This window comes from Psychrobacter sp. TB20-MNA-CIBAN-0197 (assembly GCF_040309765.1).
GTDB classification, from domain to species: domain Bacteria; phylum Pseudomonadota; class Gammaproteobacteria; order Pseudomonadales; family Moraxellaceae; genus Psychrobacter; species Psychrobacter submarinus.
Window position 1 is genome coordinate 1 of record NZ_JBEOPC010000187.1, and the last position, 370, is coordinate 370.

Annotated in this window: 1 protein-coding gene; it reads left to right on the plus strand. The window is 68.6% G+C overall.

The features are described from left to right. Positions 1–14: 14 nt before the first annotated feature. The coding region (locus tag AAEY83_RS13240; RefSeq protein ID WP_351059457.1) for a PAS domain S-box protein at positions 15–370 on the plus strand (356 nt) is incomplete at its 3' end.

A 370-nucleotide genomic window follows, 5' to 3' on the forward strand; every position in this document is an offset into this window, starting at 1 on the left:
CGATCGCTTATGCCATGCGCGTCGCCAACGACATGTCCCCCGGGGGGCCGCTCGTGGTCCAGCTGGCGGGGGGCGGCGAGGCGGATGTGGGGGGTGTCTGGGCCCGAGTGGCGGGGTGGGGGAGCGGTGCCCGCCTGCGCGAGCGCCACAGCGACCGGGAGCGCCTGCGTCAGGCGGCCGCCGTGTTCGATTGCACCCGCGAAGGCGTGCTGGTAACCGATCACCGTGGTCTGATCGTTCACGTCAACCGCGCCTTTATCGAGATCACCGGTTATCGGCGCGACGAAGTCATCGGCCAGCAGCCGAGTCTGTTCAAGTCCGGCCATCATCCGCCGGGCTTCTATCAGGCGATGTTCGCCACCCTAGAGGC